The organism is Veillonella parvula, assembly GCF_032550495.1.
Classification (GTDB): Bacteria; Bacillota; Negativicutes; order Veillonellales; family Veillonellaceae; genus Veillonella; species Veillonella parvula_G.
Window position 1 is genome coordinate 36,618 of the sequence record NZ_JAWFZJ010000002.1, and the last position, 21,164, is coordinate 57,781.

Consider the following 21,164-nt stretch of genomic DNA (forward strand, 5'->3'; position numbering starts at 1 on the left):
ATTTAATATGATAAAAAAGTGGTTGCCAGCAATACGTCGGTAACCACTTAATAGTTAATTTGAAATATATAGGTTTATTCAATTTTCGCTTTCAAATCAATTATATTTTTAGCAGCTACGCAACCAGGGCAGTCGCAGAATTCAGCGCCTTTTGCTTTAATGTCTTTAGCATGTTGTAATAGGTTAGCTGCGCCTTCTTCGCCAAGGATTTGTGTAGCTAATTCAGAGCCTGCAAAGCCGATTGTTTCATCGATGAGTGCAATGTTTTGCTCTGCTAATGGTACGAGTTGTTTTGTAAGCTCTTCTTGCTCAGGTTTGCCTTCTGCGTTGATCCAAGATTGAGCAAATTCTTTTACTGTAGGGTTGCTTGTAGGTGCATCTAATAAAGCTTGCACGAGTTGTGTTAATTGTGTATGTGTCATGATGATCTCCTTTTATAAACTACTAACTATAGTTTTGGAAAAGTGCATTTAGTATCATATGAGCACCTGTTCCTTTTGTTGAGTACATTATAGCATCTACAGTAATTTTGAATAGTAGAATAATTTACGATAGATACTATCAAATGTGATAGATTTATGATGATAGCTGTTTTAAATTTTTTGGGGAAATAGAATAGAGGAATGCTTTCGCATTCCTCTTTAACTTGGTTAGAATAAATCTGAGTGACTGCCTGTGCGAGTTAAAGATAATACTAACATATCATCTTTAATTGCATAAATTAGAAGCCAATCTGGCTCGATGTGTAATTCTCTAAAGCCTTCGTAGTTTCCTGTTAATGGATGATCTTTATAACTAGGATCTAATAGCGTTTGATTCTGTAATTTAGTGATGATTGAATAGAGTTTATTGAGATCTTTACCGCGTTTCTTGGAGCGCTTTAGGTCCTTTTTGAACTTACTGCTAAGCACTAATCTCAACATAACTGATTACTCCAATCCTAAATCCTCAATCATTTCTTTTACATTAGCATATGATTTTGCTTTTACTTTTCCTGCTAATATATCTTTCGTTTCTTGAATAGCAGCTTCTGTTTCTGCATTATAACGAGGTTGTTTAGGTTGAAATGGAAATCCACCTTCCATTAGTGATGTGTGGAGAAAAATATTAATCGCATCAGTTACGGATATGCCAAAGCTAGCATATAATGCTTCTAATTGTGCTTTTACAGCTGGCTCGATACGCAAACTGATAGAGGCTGTTTTAGCCATAGTATCACCTCCTGTTACTTATATTGTAATGCAAATAATTTATATTCGCAATCAAATGATTGCATTTTGCAATCAAAATGCTTTTCTTTTTCTGTAGAGAAAATCCTTATAAATATAAGAATATAAAAATATTAGAATTTTAAGTGATATAATTTACTTAATAAATGTAGTTTGTTTACAGGGGAATGTATCATGAAAAAGATTGTGTGTGCATTGTCTGCATTAGCTTTCATAGGTTCCATCAATGTTGCATCCGCAGATGACTTGATGCGGTTCCGTCTTAATGGTAATTCTATTTATGATCAGCCTTATGGTGATCGAAATGAGTTTCCTTGTCCAGATAGACTTGGAAGTTGCACTATGACTGATGAGGATTATAGAAGCACTCGTAAAGGTCAATCGCTAGAGGTGTTTGATACTCTATATGAGGCTAAACAGCATTTGAACTTTAAACCGCATTTGCCAAGTGGATTAGGGGGATTATGTCCTGTACATGTATCTATTGTGGATCACGATGTATTACAAGTCGTGCATGCCTATCATGAGCTTTTAAAAGGGAGATATTTTGATCGTGTAGATGATATGCCGAAATATATTAAGTATCGTGTATCGACTCTATCAGGTAATATCGCAGGCGATTATAAGGATTACTTACCTCAAAAAACAGATGTTGTAAATGGGATGACGGTAACCTATCGAATGGTGGATGATGCTGTGTATTTGGCATCTTGGGAATATGAGGGACAGAATCACGTGTTTTTGTTTAATGAGCCAGTTTCTGTTGAGCGAGCTAGAGAAATGATTAAGCGTGTAGAATATTGAAAAAATACTTTAAGTGTAGTATATTCTAGATAGCCAATTGATAGTTGTGCAATTAACTACGAAGTCCCTCAGAGTTGTAGCTCTGGGGGATTTTTTTAGATAGTGGAGATAAACTAATGAAAGCAGAAAATTACAAGATTTCAAAGCTATCATATATAGAAAATGGTAGTAATGAAATTATGGAAAGGTACCAAATACACACGAAATATGAAACGGAACCGCCTCATGGAGATGCTATATATTCTATTTCTATAAAGGGGAAAGCATTGCCGTTTTGGATTTATGGTAGGGATGTTACTTTCATAGGTAGTAGTATGGTTATGGTAGAGTCTGTAAGATGCAAGACCTGGGATCCTATTGAAACCATCATTATTGATTTAGAGAATGATGTGTATGCTAGTTTAAAGGAATGGTATACAGATATTTCATTTGTTAATAATCGAATAGAACTTACTAATCAAGTTGTAAAAATGGATAAGAGAATACTAAATAATTTTGAGCATTTAGAGTGGATAAGCTTTTTAGATTGATTGCGTAGAGGTATGCTTTTGGATAGATACTTTCAAATAAAATAGCTGCCACAAATACGAAATAGACATCGTAATTTATGACAGCTGTTTTGGCAGTACATGGTCAATCTTATAGTGTAATTATTTAGTTATATTCTATTTTTTAAAAGCCTCACCGATGGAATAAATTCCGTCAAATAAGAAACCGAAGGCGATGAAATAGATAAATGCTTCACCAAAAGCGATCGGCTCGAATATAAGTAATAGGCCTAATAGTAAAAGAATTAGTGCAAGCCATTTTGCATTACGTCCCATGAGTGATACCATGCTGTCGGACTTTCTTGATTTAATGAAAATAAAGATGGCGTCAATTACCATCCAGATGCCGATTGTGGTTGGGAGTACTAATGGTAGGAATGCAAATCCGCCGGATATTAAATAGATACCGAATAGAGCATTGATAATGCCGCTGATAAGATACCAGCCGCTACGTAATTCAGACGATAACGTAAAATAATTTATAATAGAGCTGACCGCACTGACGAAAAAGATAATAGAAAAAAGCCAGGCAAAAGCTATGAGATTAATAACGGGATTTAAGAGTAAGAATATCCCCAGGATAATGCTTACAATACCCGATAAAATAAAGAAGAATTTGCTTGAACCACTCATAATAATTCCTCCAATCATTGGTACTGCTTATTTACAGTATGCATGAGATCATGGGGGATGTCAAATTGTAACGATAAAACTGTGTTTTCACAAAACTCACATGTCCATCCTGTTGACACAGTTCTATAGAATACCGTATAATACCTTTATATCTTAAATACGAGCTATGAATGGGTATAAAGGTTTACAGATCCTGCTTTCAGAGAGTTGCCGGTTGGTGCGAGGCAATAGAGGTTGTACGCTGACACTCTCCCGTGAGCTTTGGTGGCGAATGTAGCAGTAGTCATCGACGGTGGTTCCGTTATACCCGCAACGAGTCCCAATTAGGGTGGTACCGTGTTATGAATATAACGCCCCTTTGAGCAACGACAGTTGTTCTGAGGGGCTTTTTTTATTGTAAAAGTCTAGTAAAATTACTGATTTGATGTATCTACGTTGGCTTCAGCCGAAATAGCGTTGGAATCGGCGATTTTACTAAACTTTCACAATAGATAGATATAATACAGCGTTATGTTTTATTAGTACAGAAAAGGTGAAGATTATGGATCAAAATCGCGTATATTTCTTCGATACAACCCTTCGTGATGGGGAACAAACACCTGGCGTAGCATTGCAAACACCAGAAAAAGTTGAAATTGCGAAAGGCCTTGCACGCCTCGGCATCGACGTAATCGAGGCTGGCTTCCCAGCAGCATCCCCTGGGGATTTTGAAGCAGTACAAACGATTGCACGTGAAGTGAAAGGTGCAACAATTTGTGCGTTGGCACGCGCTAATGAAAAGGACGTTCAAAAGGCAGTTGATGCATTGAAAGATGCAGAACGCAGCCGTTTGCATGTGTTTATCGCTACATCCGAAATCCATATGAAATATAAATTGAAAATGACTCGCCAAGAGGTATTGGACCGCGTTAAATCTATTTTGGAATTTGCAAAAGGCAAATTCGACGAAATCGAGTTCTCCGGTGAAGATGCAGCTCGTTCTGATTTAGACTTCTTGTGCGAAGTGTTTGGCGTAGCTATCGCTGGTGGCGCTACTATTCTTAACGTACCAGATACAGTAGGTTATATGATCCCTAACGAATTCGCTAACAAAATTCGTTACATCAAAGAACATACACCTGGTATCGAAAAAGCAATCATCTCAGTTCACTGTCATGACGACTTAGGTCTTGCTAATGCAAACTCCTTGGCAGCTATCGAAGCAGGTGCTCGTCAAGTTGAATGTACAGTAAATGGTCTTGGTGAACGCGCTGGTAACGTAGGTATCGAAGAAGTAGTAATGGCGCTTAAAACTCGCCATGAATACTTCGGCGACCTTCAAGTGAACATCGATACAAAACAATTCACTAAATTGTCCAAATTGGTAAGCCGTTTGACAGGCGTAGCGGTGCCTCCAAATAAAGCAATCGTTGGTTCCAATGCATTTGCTCATGAGTCTGGTATTCACCAACATGGTATGATGAGCAACCCTGAAACTTACGAAATTATGACTCCTGAGTCCGTAGGGGCTGAAAAAACAGATCTCGTATTGGGCAAACACTCCGGTCGTCATGCTTTCGCAGATCATTTGGCAAAACTTGGTTTCCAATCTTTTGCAGAAGAGAAAATCAACGATCTTTTCGCTAAGTTTAAAGAGTTGGCAGACCGCAAAAAACAGGTATACGACGATGATATCGTAGCCCTCGTAGTAGACAATCTTCACCACAAAAAAGCATTCGAGCTCGTGGCTCAATATTACAAATTGGGCGAGAAAGGCTATGCCTATGCTGACGTTCGTCTCATGACTCCAGATGGTGAAAGAGCGGATGCTGCCGTAGGTGACGGTCCAGTAGATGCGTCCCTTAAAGCGGTTGAACGTGTGGTTGGCTTGCCAATCAGCTTAAAAGACTACCAAATCCGTGCTATCACAGCCGGTAAAGATGCCCTTGGGGAAGCAACCCTTAAGGTAGAATACAACGGTCGCTTGTACCATGGTCGTGGTATTAGCACCGATATCGTTAAATCAAGTGTGAACGCATATATTAATGCAGTTAACTCAGTATTCCTAGCTATGGAGCTAGAACAACAGGAGGAAGAATAATATGGGTATGACCATTACTGAAAAGAATATGGCTCGCCACGCGGGTCTTGATGTTGTAAAACCAGGCCAAATCATCGAATGTCATTTGGACGCTGTTTTGATGAACGACATCACATTCCCACCGGCGCGTAAAGAGTTCTTAAAAATCGGCAAACCTGTATTTGACCGTCATAAAATCTACTTGGTGCCAGATCATTTCACACCAAATAAAGATATTCAATCTGCTACACAAGCGAAAGTCATGCGCGACTTCGTACGCGAACATGGCATTACAAACTACTTTGAAGTAGGTAGAATGGGTATCGAGCACGTTATTTTGCCAGAAAAAGGTCTTATCGGTCCTGGCGAAATGATCATCGGTGCGGACTCCCACACTTGTACATATGGTGCGGTAAATGCATTCTCCACAGGCGTAGGCTCCACTGATGCGGGCGTTGCTATGGCAGAAGGTAAAACTTGGTTCAAAGTGCCTGAAACTATTAAGGTTGAGCTTATCGGCAAACCAAACAAATGGGTAACTGGTAAAGACGTAATTCTTGATTTAATCGGTCAAATCGGCGTAGACGGCGCTCGTTACATGGCTCTTGAATTCGCTGGTGACGGCGTACAACACATGACTATGGCAGATCGTCTTACCATCTGTAATATGGCTATCGAAGCGGGCGGCAAATGTGGCGTATTCCCTTACGATGCAATTACTGAAGAATACATTAAAGGCCGTGTAAATCGTCCTGTAGAACCGATCGCTCCAGATGCTGATGCAGTATATGCTCAAACAATTACCATTGACTTGTCCAAATTGCAACCAGTGGTAGCATTCCCTCATTTGCCGTCTAACACACATTACATCAACGAAATCGACAAAGATATTAAAATTGACCAAGTTATCATCGGTTCTTGTACAAATGGCCGTTACGAAGACTTGGTGGCAGCTGCGGAAATCTTCAAAGGTCGCAAAGTGGCTCCATTCGTTCGTTGTATCGTAATCCCTGGTTCCCAAGATGTATATGACCAAGCATTGAAAGATGGTTTACTAGATATCTTCATTCAAGCTGACTGCGCTGTGTCCACACCAACATGTGGTCCATGCCTTGGCGGTTACATGGGTATCATGGCTGAAGGGGAACGCACAGTTTCCACTACAAACCGTAACTTCCGTGGTCGTATGGGTCACGTTGATTCTGAAGTATATTTGGCAAGCCCTTACGTGGCGGCAGCAAGTGCTGTATTAGGCCGCATTGCAGGCCCTGAGGAGGTTTAATATGGATTTTGAAAGCAAAAAAATCTGGCGCTACGGCGACGATGTAGATACAGACGTAATCATTCCGGCTCGTTACTTGGCGATTGCTGACTGGAATGAATTGGCGGAACATGCGATGGAAGATATTGATACTACATTCGCGCCAAATGTGAAAGCTGGCGAAATCATGGTAGCTGGTAAAAACTTTGGTTGTGGTTCTTCTCGTGAACATGCACCAGGCGTTATTAAAGCTAAAGGCGTGCCTGTTATCATTGCACACTCCTTTGCACGCATCTTCTTCCGTAATGCTATCAATATCGGTTTACCAGTTGTGGAAATCGGTGAACAAGTAGATCGCATTGACGCTGGTGATGCGATTGGAGTAGACTTGTCTAAAGGTATCGTGTACAACTTGACTAAAAACGAACAATACCAAGGGACTGAGTTGCCACAATTCATTCAAGATATTGCGGCAGCTGGCGGTCTTGTAAGTTTTGCTAAAAACCGTAAATAGGGGCGAGCCGAACACTCGTCTCAAGCCTCCACTGGCCAGGTCTGACTTCGGCCTGCGGCCTCCGCAGGGCCAAAGTCGTTTTCGACGAGCATTCGGCTCTTGGGAGTGTGAAGGCTCGACACTGACTATATAGATTTCTAACAGTGGAATAAAGAAAGATGAGTTTGTGGTTCATCTATGAGCATTTACTATATGGAGAGGTAATATGAGCGAAAAGAGTATCGTATTGATTCCTGGTGATGGTATCGGTACTGAGATTATTGCGGCAGCGAAGGCTGTGTGTGGTGTGGCTTTTGAGAAAGCCGGTGTAAAGGTTAATTGGATTGATAAGAAAGCGGGCGGTGCGTCTATCGATGCGTATGGTGTGCCTTTGACTGAGGATACGATTGAGGCTTGTAAAGCGGCTGATGCTGTATTGCTCGGTGCTGTAGGCGGTCCTAAATGGGATAATGTCGATCCTTCTATCCGTCCTGAGAAAGCAATTCTAGGTCTTCGTAAGGAGCTTGGTTTGTTCTGTAATTTGCGTCCTGTAAAAATCTATCCATCCTTGCAAGAGTATTCTCCACTTAAAAAGGAACTCGTGCAAGATGTAGATTTCGTTATCGTTCGTGAGTTAACTGGCGGTATTTACTTCGGTGAACGGGAAGAGGCACAAGGTGAAGGTGCTAACGAGTTCGCTTGGGATAAAGAAACGTACAGCCGTTATGAAGTAGAGCGCATCATGGACATCGCTATGGAAACAGCTCGTAAACGTAACAAAAAGGTTGTATCCGTAGATAAAGCAAATGTATTGGCTTCTTCTCGTTTATGGCGTAAAATCGCTCAAGAGAAAGCCGCTGCTAATCCGGATATCGCAACAGATTACCTTTATGTAGATAATACAGCAATGCAACTCGTTGTAAATCCTGCACAGTTTGACGTTATCGTTACAACGAACTTATTTGGCGATATCTTGTCCGACGAAGGTGCTGTTATCTCTGGTTCCATCGGGCTTTTACCATCTGCATCTATGGGTACAGGTACTGCATTGTACGAGCCAATCCACGGATCCGCACCGGACATCATGGGCAAAAACTTGGCGAATCCGTTGGGTACAATCTTGTCCGCTGCGATGATGTGCCGTCATTCCCTTGATTTACCTCAAGTGGCTGACGCTATTGAAAGTGCTGTAGAACAAGTGCTCGTTGATGGTTACCGTACTGGCGATATCTACCGTGAAGGTTTGAAACGGGTAGGTACAACAGAAATGGCGCAAGCCGTAATTGAACGTTTATAAAAGTAATGAATTAAGATTTCTGAAAGTTATTAACGTGAGTTACGTCATTTTTAAAATCGTATTATAAGCGTTAAGATATAGGTATTATAATATATTTGTCCAATTAAATAAGAGGGGGTTGTAAGGCCCTCTCTTTTTTGTAGGACACTAGCGGTATACGTAGTTGTTCTTCATATATTAGAGTGCTATATTGGTAGATGAATGGCAAAATATTCTTTAAGGAGGCCTTTATGAATTCTTCAATGTATCGAAATTTAACCATTACTGCTTTATTGATGGCATTAGCCATCATGATTCCTATCGTGATGCCTTTGAAAGTTGTGATCCCACCGGCATCGTATACATTGGCGAGTCATGTTCCTATATTCTTAGCTATGTTCTTATCTAGAAAGATGGCAGCTTGTGTCGTGATAGGTTCTACGCTCGGCTTCTTTGTAGCAGGGTTCCCACTTGTTATCGTTATGCGCGCTGCATCTCATATCATCTTTGCCTTGATGGGGGCTTACTATATTAAACATCATCCAGGCGTATTAACAGGGGCTCTATCCTTTGTTGCGTTTAACCTTGCTTGTGCTATCGTTCACGCTATTGGTGAGGTACTAGCATGCCTATTGTTCTATACTACCACTACGATGCCAAACATTGATCTCATCTACGTTGTATTTGTTCTTGTAGGTGGCGGTACCATCGTTCATAGCTTGGTTGATGGATATATTGCATTATATATCTATAAAGCTATCCCTGGACTATCTAAATCGGGTAATAAATAATCATATAATTACATATACTCGTAACCACTCATGGGAAATCGATGTGTACTAATGTACGGCATGTGATTACCTATGAGTGGTTTTTATAATAATTCTCAAAACTGTACCTACAGGTACAGACTTAATTGTGTGATATCGATATAATAAAACTATAGTTAATGACCGATTTATGTTGTATCCATTGATATAACATTTGGCCATATATTTGGTATTATCGGTGAAAGTTGCTTCTATCATTCGTGTTTCTATATAGGTTCATTAAAAAATCTGAGTTAAGCACATCAACTTTCACAGAACATGGAGGTTATTATGAGAAAGCACATTAAAAACAATGTTTCTTGGGTTGGCAAAATCGACTGGGAATTGCAAGAATTCCACGGTTCTGACTACAGCATTAATAATGGTTCTAGCCAAAATGCGTACTTGATTGAAGAGGAGAAGACTGTCCTTATCGATACTGTGTGGAAACCTCATTCCTCCGAGTTCATTGATAATTTGGAATCTGAAATCGATTTGAATAAGATTGATTTCATCGTATGTAATCACGGCGAAGTAGATCATAGTGGTTCTTTGCCTGCGTTGATGGAAAAAATACCAAATACGCCAATTTATTGTACCGAAAATGCAGTTAAGTCCTTGGTTGGTCAATATCATCATCCAGAATGGAATTTCAAAACTGTTAAAACTGGTGACTCCGTAGATATCGGGAACGGTAAATCCTTGGTATTCGTAGAAATGCGCATGCTTCACTGGCCTGATTCCATGGCGACTTATATGACAGGGGATAATATCTTGTTCTCCAACGATGCATTTGGTCAGCATTTTGCCGTAGAAGAACTATGGGCGGATAAGGCCGATCAATGCCGTCTATGGGAAGAGGCGATGAAATATTACGCTAATATCTTGAATCCATTCTCTCCATTGGTAAAAGCTAAAGTTGAAGAAATTCAAAAGCTTAACTTGCCAATCGATATCATCGCTACTAGTCATGGCGCCATTTGGCGGAAAAATCCAATGCAAATCGTAGAAAAATATTACGAATGGTCTCAAGCGTATCAAGAAGATCAAGTCACAGTTGTATATGATACTATGTGGGATGGCACCAAGAAATTGGCCCATAAGATTGCTGAAGAAATTGCTAAGCAATCCCCTGATACACGTGTTAAGATTTTTAACATTAGCAAAACCAATAAAAATGATATTATGACGGAAGTCTTTAAGTCTAAAGCAATTGCTGTAGGGTCTCCAACAGTAGGTAATAGCGTATTATCTTCCGTAGCTGGTTGGCTCGATTTCTTGCGTGAGTTGAAATTTAAAAATAAAAAAGCCGCTGTATTCGGTACCTATGGTTGGTCTGGTGAATCTACAAAGGTACTCCGTGAAGAGTTGACTAAATATGGATTCTCTGTAGTAGAACCTGAAATCAAATGCAACTGGAACCCAGAAGAATCCGATTTTAATAAAGCAGAAGCACTTGTAAGCGCCTTATTAGCATAATTACATATAATAAAGAAAGATTCTTGTTATAAAACCCCTATTTTTGATATGTACCCCCTTTACTGGATAATCAGTAAAAGGGGTATTTTCATGAAGAATAGGGGCCTTCTTTTTTTAAACATATACATAAAATATTAGTCAATATAAATTGTATTTGTCATGTTTATTCTCATAACATTCTCGTTAGCGTTTTTTGGGGCACCGATTTGCATTGATAGATACTGGCGCTATAGAAATATAAAATTATAATAAAATGTTAAGTTGTTGATTAAATATACAAAACAGTTTAATTCACATATAATTCATGAATTAAGTGTGAATGTGAATTAATGAGGATATAAGGTATATTTTGCGTACTTATAAGGTGGTTATTTATTTATAAGTTATACAGTTTGTTATATGAGAAAAGTTTACAAAGTTGCGAAAAATTTAACTCATAAGGGGAAATAATGAGTAAAATTTATTTCCCTGTAAAGCTAGGAATAAAGCGGATTTTGATAGGTATAAAGACTTGGTAATTTGGTTTGTGTTAGAAAAAAGGGTTGTGTATATCGTAAAACTTTGATATTCTATGCGAGTAATCGACAATATAAATTTTTCTTAAACTGATATAGGGGTATTTCTTTATGCTAATTTAGAATATCACCTGTTCAGACCGAGGTGAGAGACGGAACATAGAGAGAATGAAAAATTGTATTGTAATTTGGATGATTTTTTAATTTAGTGAGGGTGTAAGATGAGAGAAATGAAACATTCCAAAAAATTAGCGTTTGCTGTATTAGCTGCTGTCACTGCTGTTGGTGCGAATGTTAATCCGGTAGACGCTGCTTCTGTTGTAATGGACAACACTAATGTTGTTACAGGTACTAATAATGCAGTTGCGTATGGTAGCGGTAATACTGTAAAAGAATCTGCTGCAAACTTCCGTGATCGTGATTATGAAAATGAGCCAGATGATGCTACAAAGAAAACTGGTGACTGGAAAAGTAATTCTGTTGCTATTGGTGTTAACAATACTGCTGCAGGTACCTCTGCATTAGCAATGGGTAATTCTTCCAAAGCGTTGATGAATGAATCTATTGCTATTGGTCATTCTGCTGAAGCACAACGTACATGGTCTACTGCTATTGGTACACGTGCAAAGGCTTCCGAAGTTCGCTCACAAGCTATTGGCTATGAAGCGTTAGCATCTGGCTATAAATCTAATGCGATTGGTTCTAGCGCACAAGCAACCAATAATCATTCTGTTGCTATGGGTTCCTCTGCTCTTGCATCTGGTGATCATGCTCAAGCATTTGGCGCTGGTGCACAGGCAACTAACGTGCGTTCTAATGCGTTTGGTTCTGATGCAAGTGCTACAGCTGACTATGCTATGGCGATTGGTGATCATGCAAATGCAACACATTTAAACTCTATCGCTTTAGGTACAGGTTCCACTACAAGTGAAGCTACAGCTCAAAGTAGTGCAACCATCGCTGGTCATACCTTTGGTGGCTTTGCTGGCGTAGGTTCTGCAGCTAATGGTTCCGTGTCTGTAGGTAAAGCTGGTGCTGAACGTCAAATTAAAAATGTTGCGGCTGGAGAAATCTCCGCTACTTCTACAGATGCTGTAAACGGTAGCCAATTATATTCCGTAGCTAATGATTTACAAACACAAATCAACAATTCCACACCTGGCCAAATTAATAACAATATTAAGAACTTGACTAATCGTGTTGGTACTGTTGAAAGACGTGTTAACAAAGTAGGCGCAGGTTCCGCTGCATTGGCTGCATTGCATCCATTGGACTTCAACCCTGATGACAAATGGACAATTGCTGCTGGTTATGGTCACTACCATAATGCTAACTCCGCTGCGTTGGGTGCGTTCTACCGTCCTAACGAAGATACAATGTTCTCCGTTGGTGGCACTGTAGGTACTGGCGAAACTCAATTGAACGCAGGTGTATCTATTCGCCTTGGTAAACGTTCCCCTGAATCCCGTTCTCGCGTAGCTATGGGTCGTGAAATTGCTGAATTGAATGCACGTCTTCAAGATATGGAAAACAAATATAACAACTTGTTACAAATCTTGACTCCACATGCAATTGATCCTAGCAAAACTGCTGAATTCCCAGACGTTCCACGCAACCATTGGGCTTACCAATATATTAGCCAATTGGCTGGTAATGGTATCCTTGTTGGTTACCCTGATGGCACATTCAAAGGCGATGTTAAGATGACTCGTTACGAATTCGCTACTATGTTGTACCGTGCACTTCAAAATGGTGCTCCTATTGACGAAAATATGAAACGTGCATTGAATGAATTCGGTCCTGAATTACAAAATATTCGTCTTAACCACTTCCGTGTTGATCGTATTTCTGGTGATGATAACGATCGTCATAAAACTGAACGTGTTCGCGTTAACAATGAACCTAAAAACGAACGTGACGTATACGGTTCCCGTATATACAATAATCAATAGGATTAACTTTTCTAGAGTTTGTAAAAGCTCAAAACAGGATGTATCTTTGATACATCCTGTTTTTTTTGTCTAAATTTTTTTGTGGTATTGTGCTTATTTTATAGGAATTCGTCAATTATGGTTAGACGGAATGAAATCATTGCCTGAAATTTAAATTGTATTCTGCTTATTTTTATACAAACACTCTTTCGGTTGAGAATTTGGACCTTTTATTTATTTGATACTTAGTATGGTTGAGGGTTGGTCTATATATTACATTATTGCATATAAGATTTTCTTTATAGATATTATAATTTCATATAATATTTATGTAAGTATATTGCAAATAAATACATATAGGTGTATAATTACTTTCACAAAGTGAATTAATATACATAGTTTGTGAATAAAGATATAGATATGAGGGAAAGACCATGAAAGAATTTAGACAATTAACAGTAGCAGACACAGCAGAATATCATAAGGTATTAATCGACGGTTATGCAGCTATAAAAGACTATCCTATTAGCTTCGACGCTATTGATTTTACGGAAGAGGAATCTAAGGAGTGGATTGAAAATTATCCTGTATACGGCTTGTATATTGATGGGCAATTAGTTAGTTCTATTACGTTTTGTATGCCTTGGGTGAAATACTCAACACCGGATAAATATCCGCATATTGCTCATTTTGTAACAGCACCAGCTTTCAAAGGCAAAGGGTATGCACGGGAAGTCTTGGGCTATGCAGAGGAGCTTTTAAAAGAACAGTTTAAAACACATATTGTTACATTAGGAACGGCTAAGGAGCATCCGTGGTTGCCTAAAATGTATGAATCCTTTGGGTTTACGGCGTATGATAAGGTTCATTTTAGAGGAAAACAGCATACAACTATATTATTTAAGAAAGAATTAAATTAATTAAGAAAGCGTTATATTAATTACGTAAATTACCTTGTACTCTATTTGAGTGTTTTATGCTCTGATTGCAGATCAGGGACATTCACTAAATTTAGATACAAGGTATTTTTTGTGTAAGATTATGACTATTCAGTATATAATATATACATATAACGTATCTTTATGGTTATATGTGTTATGGATGATTTGTAGAAAGGATGTGTCCATATGTTGATTTTGTCAGGTATTTTAGTGATGGTCATCGGTCTAATGCTACGCTTTAATGCCTTGTTAGTTGTCGTAGCCGCAGGTTTTGTAACGGGCCTTGCAGGTGGTCTCAGTATCAACGATATCGTTGGTGCCATTGGGGAGGCTTTCGTTAAAAATCGTTATATGTCATTATTTATTTTGATATTACCTGTTATTGGTCTTATGGAACGTCACGGCTTGCGTGAACGGGCAGAAATTTTGATCAGTAAGATCAACGCTGCTACTGCAGGGCGTATCTTTATGATTTATTTATTTGTGCGCCAAGTAACAGTAGCTTTTGGTATTAACATGTCTGGTATGGTTGCCATGGTTCGTCCATTAATCGCTCCCATGAGTGAAGCTGCGGTAGCTCAAGGTCGTCCAGTATCTCAACGTACACTTGATAAGGTGCGTGGTGTAGCTGCTTCTGCAGATAATATAGGTAACTTCTTTGGTCAAAACCTATTCCTTGCTGCTGGTGGGTTATTACTCATCAAAGGCGTTATGGAACAATTAGGTTATTCTGTAGAGTTAACAGATATGGTATTATACGGATTGCCAACTGCTGTTTGTGCATATATTGTTAATTTCATTCGTTTTATTATCTTTGATAAAACAATTCAAGCCTCTGTCGCTCGTGACGAAGCGGATATAAAAGCTGGTAAATTAGTACCTAATGAGTTAAATATTCTTGTTACACCAGAAGAATTGAAGAAGGAGGCTGAATAATATGTTAGAAATACTCTATAAAATGCAGCCCTTAGATTATGTATATCTTCTCGTAGGGATTATTCTATTTATCTTTGCTATTCAATCATTTTTAGATAAAGAACATAAATATCGCATTGGTACAGGCTTATTTTGGCTCTTATATAGCATATCCTTTATCTTTGGTTCTTATCTCTCCAAGGAAATTAATGGCTGGCTTGTAATTGCTATGGCAGCTATCGTATTAGTAAAACAACTCGGCAAAGGCCATTACTTTGAATCTCCTATCGAATTCAAAAAAGGCGAAGCTGTTCGTATTGGTAATGTTATCTTCGTACCAGCGTTACTTGTTGGTATTATTACATTCTTCATTGGTTTCTTTACTAAGTTAGGCGCTCTTGTTGGTCTAGGTATTGCCGCAATCATCGCTATGTGTGCTGCTCTTTATATTACAAAGGGCGAACTTAACCAAGGTTTCCATGAAGGCCGTCGACTTATCGATGCTATCAGTTGGACTGCTATTTTGTCCCAGTTATTAGCGGCTCTTGGGTATCTATTTAATTTGGCTGGCGTTGGTAAACTTATCTCCAGTGCAGTCGCAAGTGTAGTACCAGCAGATAATGTATTTCTCGTTGTTGTGGCTTACTGCATCGGTATGGTTATCTTTACAATGATTATGGGTAATGCCTTTGCCGCATTTGCGATGATTACAAGTGCCATCGGTATCCCAATGCTCGTTGTAGCTCATGGTGCTAACCCAGCTGCTGTCGGTGCTATTGCAATGCTTGCAGGCTATTGCGGTACTTTGATGACACCTATGGCTGCCAACTTTAACATCGTACCGGTAGCGCTCCTTGAAATGCGCGACCAATACGGCGTTATTAAAGCACAACTTCCAATTGCATTGATTATGCTCGTATTGAATATTCTATTAATGTATTACTTTATTTAACCCTTTTGTGAAAGTACGATATGCTTATGAAACTATATGATATATCCTTCTAAGATTATGTATCATGTTTGATTATTCTAATGAACCATAAGATATCGTTATGAGGTAGTGTGATGAAAACAATTTTAATTACCGGCTTTGATCCATTTGGCGGTGAACCTATTAATCCGGCTTGGGAAGCGGTCAAAACAATGGATGGTTATACCGATGGTGATTACAAGGTAGTGACACAAATGGTTCCTACCATTCGTTATAAATCTGTTGATACTGTAAAAGCAGCAGCTGAACAGTGCCAACCAGATTTTATCCTATGTGTAGGTCAAGCAGGTGGTCGTCCTGATATTACAGTGGAACGCGTTGCTATTAACTGCGACGATTTTCGCATCCCAGATAATGGGGGCAACCAACCGGAAGATGAGCCTGTTGTAGCCGATGGCCCTAGTGCCTATTTTGCGACATTGCCCATAAAAAATATCGTCAATGCGTTACATCAAAACGGTATTCCTGCTAAGGTCTCCAATACAGCGGGAACCTTCGTATGCAACCACTTGATGTATGGTGTATGTCACTATGCCGCGCAAAAGGGCAATATTAAGGCGGGCTTTATGCACATCCCATACTTGCCATCCCAAGTGGTGGATAAACCAAATCAACCAAGCATGGCTGTTGAAACTGTACGTGCCACATTGGAAACCATCGTTCATGTATTAGCTCATGGTGAAAGTTACAAGGCACAAGATATTAACTATACAACACCTCACGAATAAAAATATTACCAATACTAGTGTTTATTCAATACACATAATGTTTACTTAACATATAATATTTACATTTACATAACGCATAATTAAAAAGCTCGAGTTATATCTTAGAAATGATATAGCTTGAGCTTTTTTATTTTTAATAATCATTATAAAAATATAAATACCCACTATTGACATAGGTTTTTAAATAATATAATATAGGCTTATATTCATATTAAGTTAGTAGGAATAATTGAGGAATATCACAGAAGCTTTCACCATGAAAAGTGGAATAAAGCTAATGGGGATGACCTTTATAAGGAGTATAGAATGAGTGAACACGTAGATGTAAGTAAAATCAAGGATCCTACCATTGCGGCGGCTCGTAAAGAAGTTGAGTTCCAACGTGCTATGAATCCTTGTCCTATCGATTTTTCTGAGTTTCAATCTAGTAACCCTCGTTCTCAAGGGGAGCAGAAGGAGTATGAAGGTAAAGATGCATCGAATTTTAACCGTCGTCAAAAATATTCTGATAGTGAAGAGCCTCAATTCACAACACCTTTTGGCAGTGAACCAGGGTTTCTACCTGTAGAAAAGGACCGTTACCGCCTTGTATGGTCTAAGCATTGCCCTTGGGCCCATCGCATTGCTATCGCCATCGATTTGCTTGGTCTAGATAAGGTGATCTCTAAAGGCACGGTTGATCCATTGCGTCCAGCAGGCGTTATTGCAGACTGGTTCTTTACTCTTGATAAAGACGAAAAGGATCCAGTGTTGGGGATTCACTCTTTAGGTGAAGCGTATCGCAAAGGTGACCCTAACTACGACGCACGCTCCACAGTACCAGCTATCGTAGATGTTACGACTGGTGCGGTAGTCAACAACGACTACCATGCATTGACTACGGAATTGGCATTGGGCTTCAAAGATTTTATCTCCCCTGATGCACCAGATATTTATCCAGAAGAATTGCGTGCTGATATCGATGCGTTGAACGTAATCATCTACGCTGACTTCAACTTGGCTGTAAATCTAGCAGCCCTCGTAACAAATCAAAAAGACTACGAGTACTACTACGACCGTATCTTTGCTTGCTTGGACTGGCTCGAAGAACGCCTTAGCAAGCAACGTTACTTGATGGGGGATACCATTACAGACTCAGATATTCGTATCTTCCCTACATTGGCTCGTTTTGACCTTGTATTCTACCAAAAATACTTGGTGAATAAGAAACGCCTCGTAGACTATCCCAATCTTTGGAACTATGCGAAGGACTTGTACTCCAATCCAGCCTTCGGTGGCACAACGGACTTCGACTCCATGCGCAAACGCTTCTACTATGTAGATCATACGCCATTTGAGGATCTACCACGCCTCGTTCCAAAAGGACCAGACGATTCCATTTGGTTAGAACCAAATGACCGGGCTGAAAAATTTGGTAAATAAAATAGACGGTAAATTCATATGTTGGATGAGCCGTATTTAGTACATCTTTTACTATGAAATCTGATACATTACTGACGAATCGATCAATATATTTAATTATAGATAACTGAAAGGAAGGCTCCATGGATTCCGTAACACAGACGATTGTGAACTACATAGAACAAACGGATGTGACGAACCGTGAGGACCTCCTGTCAGTGGCTCGCATTGCTTTTCTAGATTATTTGGCATCTCTAGCGCCGGCTGAGACGGAACAGGCCGTTCAAGATTTGGCTCGGTTCATCGGGACTAATGGAGAAAACGTATCTAAAGCCGATAAAGCTTTGTATTATGGCTTTGCCTCCCATTATTTAGATTTTGATGATGCCCAGGCAAATTTGGCAGGTCATTTCAGTACTGTTTTATATTCTGCTTTGTTGGCAGTGCTCGAGCCGCATGATACATGGCATGATTTCCTTCGGGCCTATATCATCGGTGCCGAGCTTGAGGGGGTTATTGGTTCCCTCATCAATCCTGCCCATCGAACCCAAGGATGGCATTCTACGGGGACCGTTGGTGTCATTGGGGCAGCGGCCGCTATAGGCGCTTTGCGAGGCCTTCATGGTGAAAGCTTGGCTCAGCTCCTGTCTTTGGCTGCTACTCAATCGGCGGGCATGTTCTTTCAAAGTGGTACAGATGGTAAGCCGCTCCATGCGGGACTGGCAGCACGCAATGGCGTATGGGCTTACGAACTGTTACAACATACATCACTTCAAACGAGTACAAAACCATTTGACCCTGAACGGGGTTGGTTTAAGACCATCGGTAATATTACTGTTACATCAAATGACATCGCTAGTCGTTGGCTAGCGCCAGGGCAACTCATTGATCCTGGTTTATGGATGAAAGTCCACCCGTATTGCTCGGCAGCCATTTGTGGCGCTGAAGCAGCAGAAATCGTGGCACATAGACTATATACATCTTCTTCGTATGTGTCTAAACACAACTACCTTTCACCAGATACAGAGGAACAAGATCAATGTAGATTATGTACCACCCCCGATTTCTCCCTTTGGGATGAGATAAATCGAGTGACTGTTCACTTCCCACCTGGTGCTGATGCGGCCTTGCGCTATACATCGCCGACAACAGGTCGAGAAGGGCAGTTTTCCATAGAGTACGTCGTGTACCAAGTCCTTGCGTATGGGGCGGTACAGGATGAACTATTTAAGATAGATACCATAGACCAATCCGTACGAGACTATATGTCTCGCATAGAGCGTGTTTATGACTTACCGAAAGTAGCCCAAACGGAACGGATTACGAAAGTAACCGTTACCTTGAAGAATGGTGATACTTTCACAGAAACGGTGAATAATCCAAAAGGATCGCCGAAGAATCCTCTTACTATGGAGGATATACGCATTAAATTAGGCCTCACCTTGGAGGCTGACCAAATAGATAGAGTTATTGTGGCTTTTACCAATACAGATAAGGTAGAGTCATTCCTGCAAACATTGCGAAAAGAAGGAGTTTTACATGTTTAATACAAAGAAATTAACGAAATTATTCGCCATCGGCGCATTGGCATTAGGCGTGCTCGTTGTAGCTGGTTGTGGCGACGACACATCTAAGGAAGCGAAAGTAAATCCAGATGCTAAAGTGATTAACGTAGCTACACGCGGTACAGTTCGCCCGTATTCCTACACAGATGATAACGGCAACCTTACTGGTTTTGACGTAGAATTGTTGAAAGAAATTGAACGTCGTAATCCTGACCTTCATTTCAACTTCAAACCAATGGCCGTTGATGCTGCCTTTGTAGCGATGGATGCAGGCCAAGTGGACATGATTGCAAACCAAATGCGTCGCAACCCGACACGTGAAGCAAAATACTACTACACAAATGAGGTTAACAACTACTCTACACGTAAATTAGTAGTTAAAAACGATCGCAACGACATCTCTAAATTGGATGATTTGAAAGGCAAGAAAATCGCCGTTACTACATCCTCTGAGTTCAACGAGTTAGTAAAACAATTCAACGAAACAGCAAATCCTCAAATCGAAGTTATCTATACAGATAAAGCAGGTGCAGAAACATTAAACCTCGTTGCTACAGGCCGTGCTGATGCAGCAGGTGAGTATGAATACGTAATTAACTCTGCTATTAAAGACCGTGGCTTGCCACTCAAAGCTGTAGGTGATGTATTGGCCGTAGTACCAACTTATTTCTTGTCTAAACGTACAGATGACATGAAACAAGTAAACGAAAAAATCGATAAAACTATGAAAGAAATGCGTGCAGATGGTACGTTGAAAAAACTTTCTGAACAATATCTTGGTGGGGATTACACATTCGATCCAACACAAAAATAACGAATAGGCCGCCTTGGCGGCCTTATTCTATTATGTCTAGAAGCGAGGTGCTACTGTGGGCAAGTATTTTGATGTGTCCTACATGATTCAAGCATTTCCACAGCTCTTGAATTATGTACATGTAACGGTACTCATCACCGTTATTTCTGCCATCTTAGGTGTTATTTTGGGCTCTATCATAGCCATCATTCGCCTCAAGAAGGTACCAGTATTAAACCAATTATTTATTGTATTTATCTCCTTTATGCGCGGTACGCCGTTCTTGGTACAGCTCTTCCTCATTTACTTTGGGGTACCAGAAATCATGTCCCACATGGGGCTTAACATGAAAAATGTGCCAGGCCTCGTATTTGTGTATGCCGTGTTTATCTTACATATTGCAGCTTACAGCGCTGAAATCATGCGCTCCAGTATCGATGCGGTCTCTCCTGGTGAGAAAGAAGCCGCTAAAAGTCTTGGTATGACCGAGTTCCAAAGCTATGTGCGCATCATCTTGCCGCAGGCTTTCACCATGAGCATTCCACCGTTGACGAACCTCGTTATCGGCATGTTGAAAGGGACGGCGCTCATTTTTAACGTCGGCGTTGTCGATATGATGCGTAAGGCGGACCTCATGGGCGGCAATAGTCAGCGCTATCTTGAGCTATTCGTCGATGCGGCCATCATTTATGGTATTCTAATTATCATCGTGTCTCTCTTGGGCCGATTGCTTGAAAAACGTTTTACCGTTGCGGGCAAGGAAACGCAACGCATTTTGATCAGTGAGGAGTAG

21 protein-coding genes and 1 other annotated feature are annotated in these 21,164 nt (G+C 40.0%); of the genes, 17 read left to right on the forward strand and 4 right to left on the reverse strand.

Annotated elements, in window-relative coordinates:
• Nucleotides 1-74 precede the first annotated feature (74 nt).
• The 3 genes from E6X37_RS04310 to E6X37_RS04320 form a co-directional block, all read right to left on the reverse strand.
• Entirely contained in the window at nt 75-422 is a 348-nt protein-coding gene (locus E6X37_RS04310; RefSeq protein ID WP_021147560.1) for a hypothetical protein, read from the reverse strand.
• 228 nt (nt 423-650) lie between these two features.
• Nucleotides 651-923 (reverse strand): type II toxin-antitoxin system RelE/ParE family toxin, encoded by a 273-nt coding sequence (locus E6X37_RS04315; protein ID WP_021147561.1) that lies wholly within the window; start codon nt 921-923, stop codon nt 651-653.
• Nucleotides 924-929: 6 nt separating this feature from the next.
• Nucleotides 930-1,211 carry a type II toxin-antitoxin system RelB/DinJ family antitoxin gene (locus tag E6X37_RS04320; RefSeq protein WP_004697933.1) on the reverse strand — a complete coding sequence of 94 codons (282 nt, stop codon included), beginning with the start codon at nt 1,209-1,211 and terminating at the stop codon, nt 930-932.
• A gap of 192 nt (nt 1,212-1,403) precedes the next feature.
• Here E6X37_RS04320 and E6X37_RS04325 point away from each other — a divergent pair, with 192 nt between their 5' ends.
• Together E6X37_RS04325 and E6X37_RS04330 are read left to right on the forward strand one after the other, a co-directional pair.
• Nucleotides 1,404-2,033 (forward strand): hypothetical protein, encoded by a 630-nt coding sequence (locus tag E6X37_RS04325; protein WP_021147562.1) that lies wholly within the window; start codon nt 1,404-1,406, stop codon nt 2,031-2,033.
• 116 nt (nt 2,034-2,149) lie between these two features.
• Nucleotides 2,150-2,563, forward strand: coding sequence for a hypothetical protein (locus E6X37_RS04330; protein ID WP_227041236.1), 414 nt, complete (start codon nt 2,150-2,152; stop codon nt 2,561-2,563).
• Between the two features lie 135 nt (nt 2,564-2,698).
• Here the strand turns inward: E6X37_RS04330 and E6X37_RS04335 are convergent, their stop codons facing one another.
• A complete protein-coding gene (locus E6X37_RS04335) occupies nt 2,699-3,214 on the reverse strand; it encodes a DUF308 domain-containing protein (RefSeq protein WP_008603296.1) in 516 nt (171 codons plus the stop codon).
• A 157-nt stretch (nt 3,215-3,371) separates the two neighbouring features.
• Nucleotides 3,372-3,575, forward strand: a binding site (T-box leader).
• A gap of 180 nt (nt 3,576-3,755) precedes the next feature.
• Here E6X37_RS04335 and E6X37_RS04340 point away from each other — a divergent pair.
• The 15 genes from E6X37_RS04340 to E6X37_RS04410 all read left to right on the forward strand — a co-directional run bounded on the left by E6X37_RS04340 (nt 3,756) and on the right by E6X37_RS04410 (nt 21,164).
• Complete coding sequence (locus E6X37_RS04340; RefSeq protein WP_118091130.1) at nt 3,756-5,294, forward strand: 2-isopropylmalate synthase; 1,539 nt, start codon at nt 3,756-3,758, stop codon at nt 5,292-5,294.
• Nucleotide 5,295: 1 nt separating this feature from the next.
• On the forward strand, nt 5,296-6,555 hold the full coding sequence (leuC, locus tag E6X37_RS04345; protein ID WP_118091129.1) for a 3-isopropylmalate dehydratase large subunit: 1,260 nt from the start codon (nt 5,296-5,298) through the stop codon (nt 6,553-6,555).
• A gap of 1 nt (nt 6,556) precedes the next feature.
• Entirely contained in the window at nt 6,557-7,048 is a 492-nt protein-coding gene (locus E6X37_RS04350; protein WP_008603290.1) for a 3-isopropylmalate dehydratase small subunit, read from the forward strand.
• A 205-nt stretch (nt 7,049-7,253) separates the two neighbouring features.
• The gene (gene leuB / locus E6X37_RS04355; RefSeq protein WP_278604356.1) at nt 7,254-8,324 is read left to right on the forward strand and encodes a 3-isopropylmalate dehydrogenase; all 1,071 of its coding nucleotides are present in this window, start codon (nt 7,254-7,256) and stop codon (nt 8,322-8,324) included.
• A gap of 230 nt (nt 8,325-8,554) precedes the next feature.
• Nucleotides 8,555-9,094 carry a hypothetical protein gene (locus E6X37_RS04360; RefSeq protein WP_012863703.1) on the forward strand — a complete coding sequence of 180 codons (540 nt, stop codon included), beginning with the start codon at nt 8,555-8,557 and terminating at the stop codon, nt 9,092-9,094.
• Nucleotides 9,095-9,403: 309 nt separating this feature from the next.
• Entirely contained in the window at nt 9,404-10,591 is a 1,188-nt protein-coding gene (locus tag E6X37_RS04365) for an oxygen-binding di-iron domain-containing protein (RefSeq protein WP_316689571.1), read from the forward strand.
• A 736-nt stretch (nt 10,592-11,327) separates the two neighbouring features.
• On the forward strand, nt 11,328-13,058 hold the full coding sequence (locus tag E6X37_RS04370) for an S-layer homology domain-containing protein (protein WP_205112763.1): 1,731 nt from the start codon (nt 11,328-11,330) through the stop codon (nt 13,056-13,058).
• A 413-nt stretch (nt 13,059-13,471) separates the two neighbouring features.
• A complete protein-coding gene (locus E6X37_RS04375; RefSeq protein WP_004694271.1) occupies nt 13,472-13,957 on the forward strand; it encodes a GNAT family N-acetyltransferase in 486 nt (161 codons plus the stop codon).
• Between the two features lie 207 nt (nt 13,958-14,164).
• Entirely contained in the window at nt 14,165-14,914 is a 750-nt protein-coding gene (locus E6X37_RS04380) for a DUF969 domain-containing protein (protein ID WP_215676177.1), read from the forward strand.
• A gap of 1 nt (nt 14,915) precedes the next feature.
• Nucleotides 14,916-15,845 carry a DUF979 domain-containing protein gene (locus E6X37_RS04385; RefSeq protein WP_215676179.1) on the forward strand — a complete coding sequence of 310 codons (930 nt, stop codon included), beginning with the start codon at nt 14,916-14,918 and terminating at the stop codon, nt 15,843-15,845.
• Nucleotides 15,846-15,958: 113 nt separating this feature from the next.
• Complete coding sequence (gene pcp, locus E6X37_RS04390; protein ID WP_004694263.1) at nt 15,959-16,612, forward strand: pyroglutamyl-peptidase I; 654 nt, start codon at nt 15,959-15,961, stop codon at nt 16,610-16,612.
• Nucleotides 16,613-16,918: 306 nt separating this feature from the next.
• Nucleotides 16,919-18,034 carry a glutathione S-transferase C-terminal domain-containing protein gene (locus tag E6X37_RS04395; protein WP_215676182.1) on the forward strand — a complete coding sequence of 372 codons (1,116 nt, stop codon included), beginning with the start codon at nt 16,919-16,921 and terminating at the stop codon, nt 18,032-18,034.
• A 122-nt stretch (nt 18,035-18,156) separates the two neighbouring features.
• Nucleotides 18,157-19,560 (forward strand): MmgE/PrpD family protein, encoded by a 1,404-nt coding sequence (locus tag E6X37_RS04400; protein WP_316689574.1) that lies wholly within the window; start codon nt 18,157-18,159, stop codon nt 19,558-19,560.
• Nucleotides 19,553-20,392 (forward strand): transporter substrate-binding domain-containing protein, encoded by an 840-nt coding sequence (locus tag E6X37_RS04405; RefSeq protein ID WP_004694256.1) that lies wholly within the window; start codon nt 19,553-19,555, stop codon nt 20,390-20,392. Before E6X37_RS04400 ends, E6X37_RS04405 begins: the two co-directional genes overlap by 8 nt.
• Nucleotides 20,393-20,447: 55 nt before the next feature.
• The gene (locus E6X37_RS04410) at nt 20,448-21,164 is read left to right on the forward strand and encodes an amino acid ABC transporter permease (RefSeq protein WP_316689576.1); all 717 of its coding nucleotides are present in this window, start codon (nt 20,448-20,450) and stop codon (nt 21,162-21,164) included.